Source organism: Luteibacter sp., assembly GCF_051958795.1.
Lineage (GTDB): Bacteria > Pseudomonadota > Gammaproteobacteria > Xanthomonadales > Rhodanobacteraceae > Luteibacter.
The window spans coordinates 1-8,425 of sequence record NZ_JBQCFT010000083.1; the positions used below are offsets into that span (position 1 = coordinate 1).

The window sequence follows — 8,425 nt, forward strand, 5'->3', positions numbered from 1 at the left end:
CAAGGGCGGACCCAGCCCTTGTGGGAGCGCGCTTGCGCGCGATGGGCTTGCCTCAGTCCTTCCCGCCATCCGTATCCTTGAGGAACTTCACCAGCCCGGTGAAGTACGTCTGCTGGTCGTCGTACATGGCCATGTGCGCGCCCTTGGGGCACAACAGGAAGTGGCCGTTCGGCAGCTTCTTCGACATGGCCTCCATGTACTTCGGGGCCAGGGTGTCGGACGTCGCGCCGATGACCAGGGTGGGCACCTTGATCTTCGCCAGGTCCTTGCTGCGGTCCCAGTGCAGGAGCTTGCCGCTGGCGCCCAGTTCGCTCGGGCCCTGCATGGACACGTAGATCTGCTCGTTGAGGTGGCTGAACGAGCGGTTGACCGGCTCGGGCCACTGGTCGGCCGGCATGCGCAGCACGTGCTGTTCGTAGTGCATGGGGACGAGGATCGCCATGTAGGCCGGGTCGTCGGTCTTGTGTTCGCGCTCCATGCGCTGCACTTCGGCCAGCTTCTTCTGGTCCATGGCGGGCATCAGCACCGTCTTCGCGTAGGTGTTGTACGCCGGGATGCTGTCGACCATGTTGGAGATGATCAAGCCCTTGAGGTGCTGCTGGTACTTCAGCGCGTACTCGATGGCCAGCACGCCACCCCAGGAATGGCCGAGCAGGTAGAAATTATCCTTGTCCAGGTGCAGGGCCTGGCGCACCTGTTCCACTTCCTCCACGAAACGCGGCGTATCCCACAGCGATTCGTCGGTGGGCTTGTCGCTGAACGCGGAGCCGAGCTGGTCGTAGTAGTAATACTCGATGCTCTGGCCCGGGAAGTAGCTGTCGAAAGCTTCGAAATATTCATGCGTGGCGCCGGGGCCACCATGCAGCAGCAGGACCTTGATCGTGGGGTTGTTGCCCACCCGCTTGGTCCAGACCTTGAACTTACCCTTCGGCGTGTCGATCGTGATCATCTTCACGCCACCGGCGAGGACGTCGTCCCGGCCGGTGTTATCGAAGTACGAAGGCGGTGGCGCGGCATGCGCCGCAACCACCGTAAAAGCCAACAACACTAACGCGATGAAACGGCGCATGGGCTCTCTCTCCCGGGAAGATGGCGCGACTATCGCCTCTCGCCGAGACGGCCCGCAACCCACCCAGGGGTGAGATTGCGTCAGAGGGCGAAATCGGCCTGGATGGGGAAGTGATCCGACGGATAGCGACCATCTTTCGAGATCGTGATGGTCTCGAAGGTCTTTGCTTCGACGCCACGGTAAAGGATCCAGTCGATTCGCTTGTCCGCCTTGCCGGTGAAGTTATGGAACGTTTCCGCCGGTCCCTTCTTGTCCGACGCGGTCATCCAGGCATCCTTGAACGTCGCCGTCAGCATGCGGTGCGATTCGCTGTCCGGCCCGGTATTGAAGTCGCCGGTGATGATCACCGGTGTGCCCTTCGGCAAGGACTTCACCCATTCGGCCATTTCGTGCGCGGATTTCGAGCGGGCTTCTTCGTCGCTATCGCGATAGGGGAAATGCGTATCCAGCAGGTAGAAGCGCTTATGGTCCGAAAGCCGCTCGAACAGAGCCCAGTTCACCATGCGCGGGAAGATATTGCCCCAGGTGATGCTGGCGACTTTATCGGGTGTATCGGAGAGCCAGAAATCGCCCGACTTGATGAGCTTCAACCGGTCCTTCCGATAGAAGATGCCCATGTGCTCATCCTTGTGCGCGCCAAAGCGATCGCGGCCGAACCACGTGAACTGCGGAAGGCGGGCCACCGTATCTTCACCCTGCTGCTGGCCCAGCTCCTGCGTGCCGATGACATCCGGGTCCATCTGGCGAATGGTGTCGGCGAAGAGATCCTTGCGCATCTCCCAGCGGTTGGGGCCATCCGGGCCGGTGATGGTGCGGACGTTGAAGGACATCACCTTCAGGTCTTCGGCGGCAAGAGGGCCGGCGAAGGCGGCGGCCACGGCGGCAAGCAGGGCGAGGTTGCGCAAACGGAGCATGCGGTCGGCTTCCTGGTGAGAAGCTCCCGACTATAGCGGCGTCATCCCCGGCCCGCGCGTTACCCAGGTCACGGTCCGCGGCTGGGGCATATCGTCGCGACCGTCGTTGCGCCCGGCGGGCCAGCGCGGTCGTAAGGCACAATGGCCATCTGAAACCTCGCAGGAGCCCGCCATGGCGGAGCAGAAATCGAATGGCCGCCGGGCCGTGATCGTCGTGGTGGGCATCGCCTTCCTCGCCTCCGTCACGACCCTGATCCTTGCCCTCACGGCGTCCCATGGCGCCCGCCAGCGCGATGCGGCGGCGATCACGGCGGATGGTGCCGACCTGCATGGCGTCGTGAGTGAGTGGCGTGCGCAGGTGGTTCGCACTGAGGCGGCTCAGCCGCCGGCGCGCGAGGCGATGCTCGACTCACTCAGGAAGCAGGCGGAGACGGTGGCCGCGTGGAAGCCGCGCACGCCGTGCGGGCTCGAGGCCCGTGATCGCCTGCGCGCCGCCATGGATACCCGCATCACCAGCCTGCTGCGAAACACGCCCGGTACCGTCACGGACGAGCTATCCATCGTGGATGACGCCCTGCGCACATGCAGCGCGCAAGCGGGCAGGGACGTCGAAGGCTGACCGAGCGATCTCCTACTCGAACCAGCGCGAGATCAGCCTAGCTCCGCCCTGCGAAAGGAATGTGACCACTCCGCCGGTGATGGCGGCGGTACCCGCCGCCAACGTGCCGAGCCGTGTCCAACTTGGCATGACCTGGATACGGTAGGCCAGGACGCTCACCTGCGTGACCAGTTCTGCAGTGCGATCGTTGGCGAGCTTCAGCTCCGGGCGCCAGTCGTTGAAGCCTTTGACGCCTTCTTCGACGCGGGTGACTCGCTCACCAAGTGCGCCAACTCGCTCGCCGAGTGCGCCAACCTCCGACCGTACGGCGTCCAGACCGGACTCGACCCGGCACATGCGGGCGTCCAGTGCGCCGACGGACGTGGTCAGCGCCGATACTTCGACGGCAAGGCCGCCGACGCGATCTTCCAGCTTGTCAACGCGCTGGTCCATCTTGTCGAAGCGCTGGTCCATCGCGTCAAAGCGCCGGTCCATCGCGTCAAAGCGCCGGTCCATCGCGTCAAAGCGCTGGTCCATCGCGTCAAAGCGCTGGTCCATCTTGTCAAAGCGCATGTCCATCTTGTCGAAACGATGGTCGATGCCGCGCAGGCGGTCGTCGATGCTGCGCAGGATTACTTCCAGCATGGGAGTGTCAGCCTCCGGGGCGGTATCGGTGCAATCATAGGTAAGGGCCTGCGACGCATGGATGAGAATGGCGGACAAACTGAAGGCGTCGGGTTCGCTCGCGCAGGCAAGTTCGGCATTCATGCGTCACCTCGATCCATCGGTTCAACGGAGGAGCACGATGCCACGGCGATCTGCGTGAGTATGTAGGCGCCCGTCGCTCGCTTTGTCAGCGACACGGCACGCTCATGTAGTCGCCGCCCGCGCTGGCGTGTCAGCGTGGCTTACAGGGAGAGGGGCAAAGAAAAAAGCCCGCTCGAAGAGCGGGCTTTGAATAATGGTGGCTCGGGACGGAATCGAACCGCCGACACGGGGATTTTCAATCCCCTGCTCTACCAACTGAGCTACCGAGCCACGAGTGCCTGCAATATCCGTTGCGGCGTGTGGAGCCGCGTATTAAATCGGCTACCGCGGCTGGCGTCAAGCCTTTTCGTCCGGCGGGACATAACCGGAGGGCTGTGCGACGTCGCCACCGAAGAAATACTTCTCCATTTCGCCCGATAGGAAACTGCGGGTTTTCGGGTCGAGCGGGGAAAGGCGCATCTCATTGATCAGCATGGTCTGGTGCGACAGCCACTGCGCCCAGGCTTCTTTGGAAACATGAGCATAGATCCGCTTGCCCAGCTCGCCGGGCCAGGGCGCGAAGTCGAGCCCTTCGGCCTCGCGGCCGAGTTTTACGCATTGGACCAGGTGGGTCATGGGGTGATCTCCGGAAGATGGTCGAGCAGCGTTCGTACGGGCGCCGGCAGGCCAAGCGCCGCAAGGTCGCCGGGGGCGCACCAGCGCCGCTCCGCGCCATCGGACGCCCGCTTGAGTGGGGTCGCATGGTCGAACAGGATGGGGGAAACGTCCAGCTTGTAATGGCTGAACACGTGGACGAAGGCGGGCAGGGGATCGGCGGCCCGCACTCGCGCGAGGGCGGCTGCCGCACCGGGGGCGCTGTCGGCATCCGCTGCTTCCGGCAGGCTCCACAGCCCGGACCACACGCCGACCGGCCCGCGCCGTTCCAGCAACACCCGGCCCTTCGCGTCACGTAGCAACAGCATGGCGACCGAGCGTGTCGGGATCTTCTTGCCGGGCTTCACCGTAGGCAATACCGCGGTGAGGCCATCACGATGCGCCACGCACGTCGCGGCCTGCGGGCAGAGCAGGCATGCAGGCCGGCTTCGCACGCACACCGTCGCACCGAGATCCATGATCGCCTGCGTGTAATCGGCGGTCCTCACGGCAGGCGTGTGCTCATCGGCGTGCTGCCATAGGCGTTTCTCGATCGCACTTTCGCCGGGGAAACCCGCGATGCCGTGATATCGGGTGAGCACGCGCTTGACGTTGCCGTCGAGGATCGGGAAACGCAGGCCATGCGCCTGCGCCAGGATCGCGCCCGCGGTGGAGCGGCCAATGCCGGGCAGTGCCATCAGCGCATCGAGATCGCGCGGCAGTTCGCCGCCATGCTGTTCAACGCAGAGCTGTGCGGCACGGTGCAGGAAGCGCGCCCGCCGGTAGTAGCCCAGGCCGGACCACAAGGCGAGCACGGTGTCTTCATCGGCCGCGGCAAGGTCGCGCAGCGTCGGCAAGCGCTCCACGAAACGCTGGAAGTAACCGATGACGGTCACGACCTGGGTCTGCTGCAGCATGATCTCGGACAGCCACACGCGGTACGCATCGCGCGGGTGCTGCCATGGCAGGTCCTTGCGCCCGTGGTGATCGAACCAGCGCAACAGTTCTTCGGCGAAGCGGTTCACGGCCCGGCGCCGCTTGTGCCGGTCGTCGATGCGGAGACGGGTACGTTCGGGGTGGCTCGAATACGGAGGCCCTTCACTTGTACGCCTGCCGCATCCACCGCCTGCACATCGGCGCTGCCGAGCATGGGCGGAAGGGCAGGCGGCCCACCGGCCTGCATGCCAGCCCACCAGTCGGCAAGAGCGATGGGCGGCACGCGCAGATCGGCGTGCCCGCTCTCGCCATCGACTTTCAGCGCGACGTACAGCGGGTCTTCCTGGTTCGCAGGCGTGACGTTCAACGCGACGGTGTACGGCGCGCCTTGTCCGCGCACGAGCCTTCCGGCCAGCGACGCGCCCACGTCGGCACCACCGCGCCAGGTCGCGGAACCTTTCAGGTTCGTCTCGAAGTTATTCGGCGATGCGATGTCGAGGGTCACGTCATCCAGCGAAAGCACCCCCGCACGCAGGATCGGCAACGTCGCCAGGACCAGCTGGTATGGGTGTCCGTCCGCGGTATCCGCGGCGAGCGAGAGGCTGAAGCGGCGGCCGCTGGCAAGCCGGCCCGCATCGGCTTCCACATCGGAAAGCAGGAGGCGGTTGCCGCGGAGCAGGGTGCCGCGGCTGATCCGGAAGCCGGCGTCGATCGTCGGTAGCGTGGCACCCGCCGTGCTGGAGCGTTCGGGCAGGGTATCGAGGTAGGCGGCGACCGCATCGATATCGATCCTCGCGCCTTCGACTTCCAGCCGCGAGATGCTGGTGTCGCGACCCATGAGGGTGCGCCAGGGCAATACGAGCTTTCCGCGCGAGGCGACGATCAATGGCGTGCCGCCGTTCGGGCCTCGCACCGTCACACCATCCAGTTCCAGCGCCGGCTTGGGCCAGAGCGTGGGCGTGGCAGGGCTCGAAAGGGTCAGCGAGAGGCCTACCGCCTTCGCGCGGGCCTGGAGCAGCGAGGTGAAACGATCGGGCTGGAGCACCACGTAGGTGGCGATGATCGCGGCGATGATCAGCGCGGCCAGGAAACCGCCGGCCGCCAGCAGGAAGGTGCGCAGTCGATTCATCGTGCCGGCGGCCCCGTGCCCTCAGCCGCCGAGGGAGGCTGGCAGCAGGCCGTCGACGAAGGCTTCGGCGTCGAACACGCGCAGGTCGGCCGCGGTTTCGCCCAGGCCCACGTAGCGGATGGGCAGGCCGAATTCGCGCGCCAGCGCGAACATGACGCCGCCCTTGGCCGTGCCATCCAGCTTCGTGACCACCAGGCCGGTGACGCCGGCGGTGTCGCGGAACTGGCGCACCTGGCTGATCGCGTTCTGGCCCGTGGTGCCATCAATGACCATCAGCACCTCGTGCGGGGCGGTGGCATCGAGTTTCTTCATCACGCGGCCGATCTTGCCCAGCTCGTCCATCAGCCCGCCCTGGGTGTGCAGGCGGCCCGCGGTGTCGGCGATGAGCACCTTCGTGCCGCGCGAACGCGCCGCCTGGAGGGCATCGAAGATGACGCTTGCCGCATCGGCATCCTGCCCCTGCGAGACGACAGGCACCGTGTTCCGCTCGCCCCAGGTCATCAGCTGCTGCACCGCGGCGGCGCGGAAGGTGTCGCCGGCGGCGAGCATCACGGCACGCCCCTCATCGCTGAACCGGCGGGCCAGCTTGCCGATGGTGGTGGTCTTGCCCACGCCGTTGATGCCGACGGTCAGGATGACGAACGGGGCGTGCGTGGTCACATCGAGCGGCTTTTCGAACGGCTTCAGCAGACCGACGAGTTCATCGCGCAGCGCCTTGAGCAGGGCGGACGCATCCGCGAACTCGCGCTTGTGCATGCGCTTGCGCAGCGTCTCCACCAGCCGGGTGCTGGCCTCGACGCCCACGTCGGCGGTGATCAGTGCCGTTTCCAGCTCGTCCAGCAGGTCATCGTCGAGGCGGGCATGGCGGACGAAAAGGGAGGTGAGGCTCTTCGCAAAGCCACTGCCCGCCAGGCGCTCGCGCCAGCTCCGCTTCGCGGCGGGCTGCCCGGCCTCGCTCCCGGCCTCGGCCAGGGCCTGGCTTGCCTCGGCGGCGATCGCGGTGTCTTCGGCTTCGGCTTCGACTTCCGGCGCCGCGGGCTCCGGTGCCACGGTTTCGGCAAGCGCCTCGGCCGTCGCCGGCATGCTGTCGAAAGCGACCGGGTCGGCTGCCGGGGCAGCGCGCTCCTCGGCGGGCTGTGCCGCGGGCGTCGCAGCGGGTTCGGCGGGCTTCTTCTTCCAGAACTTGAGCATTGCGCGAAAGATTCAAAGACAATGGCGGAATGCTAACACCCCCGCCCCCTCTGGCCGCTGAGCGATGAGCGCGACCGGCCGTATCCGCATCATCGGCGGCACCCTGCGCAATTCGCGCCTGGAAGTGCCGGACCTGCCGGGCCTGCGCCCCACCACGGACCGTGTCCGCGAGACCCTTTTCAACTGGCTGCAGCCCGTGATCGACGGCGCGCGGTGCCTCGACCTTTATGCGGGTACGGGGGCGCTTGGCATCGAGGCGCTGTCCCGCGGCGCCTCAGTGGCCACGTTCGTCGAGCGCGACGTGCGCCTGGCGTCGGCGCTGAAGGCGAACCTGGCCCGCCTGAAGGTCCAGGCGGCGGTGGTCGGCGATGATGCCGGGCGCTGGCTGAAGGCCGGCGGTAAGCCCTTCGACATCGTATTCATGGACCCGCCGTTCGCCGGGGACCTCTGGGACCAGGCCGCGGCCGCCCTCGAAGGCCACGGGTGGCTGGCGCCTTCCGCCTGGATCTATGTCGAGGCACCCAGGGGCAGCCACGTAGCCGTCCCTGAAACGTGGCAGGTGCACCGCTCGGGCCTGGCGGGGGAGGTGGCCTACACCCTCTATCGCCGCACCCCGGTCGATCCGCTAAGCTAGCCCGCGATTTCCCCGATCCGTCCGTCCATGACTCCTACGCTGGTCAATCCGCGCCTCGCCGTTTACCCGGGTACGTTCGACCCGGTAACCAACGGCCATGCCGATCTCGTGTCGCGCGCGGCGCCCCTGTTCGACCGTATCGTGGTCGCGGTGGCGGAAAGCCGTAACAAGGGGCCGGGTTTCAGCCTGGGTGAACGCATTGCATTGGCCCGGCTTGCCCTGGCCGACCTGCCTAACGTGGAAGTGCGTGGCTTCGATTGCCTGCTGGCCGATTTCGTCACGGAAATCGGCGCCGGCGTTATCCTGCGTGGCCTGCGTGCCGTGTCGGATTTTGAGTACGAGTTCCAGCTGGCCAGCATGAACCGGCATCTCATCCCCGGGGTTGCGACGATGTTCCTGACGCCGGCGGAGCAGTACAGCTTTATCTCTTCGTCGCTCGTGCGTGAAATCGGTCGCCTGGGTGGCGATATTTCCGGCTTCGTGCATCCGGCGGTGCAACAGGCCATGCGCCCCCGCTGGCGCAACACGTGAAAAAAAAGGTGATGATCATTAG

At 65.9% G+C, this 8,425-nt stretch carries 10 protein-coding genes and 1 tRNA gene; 3 read left to right on the forward strand and 8 right to left on the reverse strand.

The window, feature by feature from the left end; genetic code table 11:
• Positions 1–52: 52 nt before the first annotated feature.
• Positions 53–1,069, reverse strand: a complete 1,017-nt coding sequence (locus ACTHLF_RS04375; protein WP_440325193.1) for a proline iminopeptidase-family hydrolase — start codon at positions 1,067–1,069, stop codon at positions 53–55.
• A gap of 80 nt (positions 1,070–1,149) precedes the next feature.
• The gene (locus ACTHLF_RS04380; RefSeq protein ID WP_440325194.1) at positions 1,150–1,983 is read right to left on the reverse strand and encodes an endonuclease/exonuclease/phosphatase family protein; all 834 of its coding nucleotides are present in this window, start codon (positions 1,981–1,983) and stop codon (positions 1,150–1,152) included.
• Between the two features lie 172 nt (positions 1,984–2,155).
• On the opposite strand from ACTHLF_RS04380, the gene ACTHLF_RS04385 reads away from it, so the two are divergent.
• Positions 2,156–2,602: a hypothetical protein gene (locus ACTHLF_RS04385; RefSeq protein ID WP_440325196.1), complete on the forward strand. Its 447-nt coding sequence runs from the start codon at positions 2,156–2,158 to the stop codon at positions 2,600–2,602.
• A gap of 12 nt (positions 2,603–2,614) precedes the next feature.
• Here ACTHLF_RS04385 and ACTHLF_RS04390 read toward each other — a convergent pair whose 3' ends face one another.
• The 6 genes from ACTHLF_RS04390 to ftsY all read right to left on the reverse strand — a co-directional run bounded on the left by ACTHLF_RS04390 (position 2,615) and on the right by ftsY (position 7,238).
• A complete protein-coding gene (locus tag ACTHLF_RS04390) occupies positions 2,615–3,349 on the reverse strand; it encodes a hypothetical protein (protein WP_440325198.1) in 735 nt (244 codons plus the stop codon).
• A 194-nt stretch (positions 3,350–3,543) separates the two neighbouring features.
• Positions 3,544–3,619 (reverse strand) — tRNA-Phe (locus ACTHLF_RS04395).
• A 66-nt stretch (positions 3,620–3,685) separates the two neighbouring features.
• On the reverse strand, positions 3,686–3,964 hold the full coding sequence (locus ACTHLF_RS04400; RefSeq protein WP_440325200.1) for an oxidative damage protection protein: 279 nt from the start codon (positions 3,962–3,964) through the stop codon (positions 3,686–3,688).
• Positions 3,961–5,007, reverse strand: a complete 1,047-nt coding sequence (gene mutY / locus ACTHLF_RS04405) for an A/G-specific adenine glycosylase (RefSeq protein ID WP_440325202.1) — start codon at positions 5,005–5,007, stop codon at positions 3,961–3,963. Before mutY ends, ACTHLF_RS04400 begins: the two co-directional genes overlap by 4 nt.
• On the reverse strand, positions 5,004–6,047 hold the full coding sequence (locus ACTHLF_RS04410; protein WP_440325204.1) for a membrane assembly protein AsmA: 1,044 nt from the start codon (positions 6,045–6,047) through the stop codon (positions 5,004–5,006). The genes mutY and ACTHLF_RS04410 overlap by 4 nt, the downstream gene beginning before the upstream one ends.
• 21 nt (positions 6,048–6,068) lie before the next feature.
• The gene (gene ftsY, locus ACTHLF_RS04415; RefSeq protein ID WP_440325206.1) at positions 6,069–7,238 is read right to left on the reverse strand and encodes a signal recognition particle-docking protein FtsY; all 1,170 of its coding nucleotides are present in this window, start codon (positions 7,236–7,238) and stop codon (positions 6,069–6,071) included.
• Between the two features lie 64 nt (positions 7,239–7,302).
• Between ftsY and rsmD the strand changes: the two genes are divergently transcribed.
• Both rsmD and coaD read left to right on the forward strand, forming a co-directional pair.
• The gene (gene rsmD, locus ACTHLF_RS04420; protein WP_440325207.1) at positions 7,303–7,872 is read left to right on the forward strand and encodes a 16S rRNA (guanine(966)-N(2))-methyltransferase RsmD; all 570 of its coding nucleotides are present in this window, start codon (positions 7,303–7,305) and stop codon (positions 7,870–7,872) included.
• A 27-nt stretch (positions 7,873–7,899) separates the two neighbouring features.
• On the forward strand, positions 7,900–8,403 hold the full coding sequence (gene coaD, locus ACTHLF_RS04425; protein WP_440325209.1) for a pantetheine-phosphate adenylyltransferase: 504 nt from the start codon (positions 7,900–7,902) through the stop codon (positions 8,401–8,403).
• Positions 8,404–8,425 lie beyond the last annotated feature (22 nt).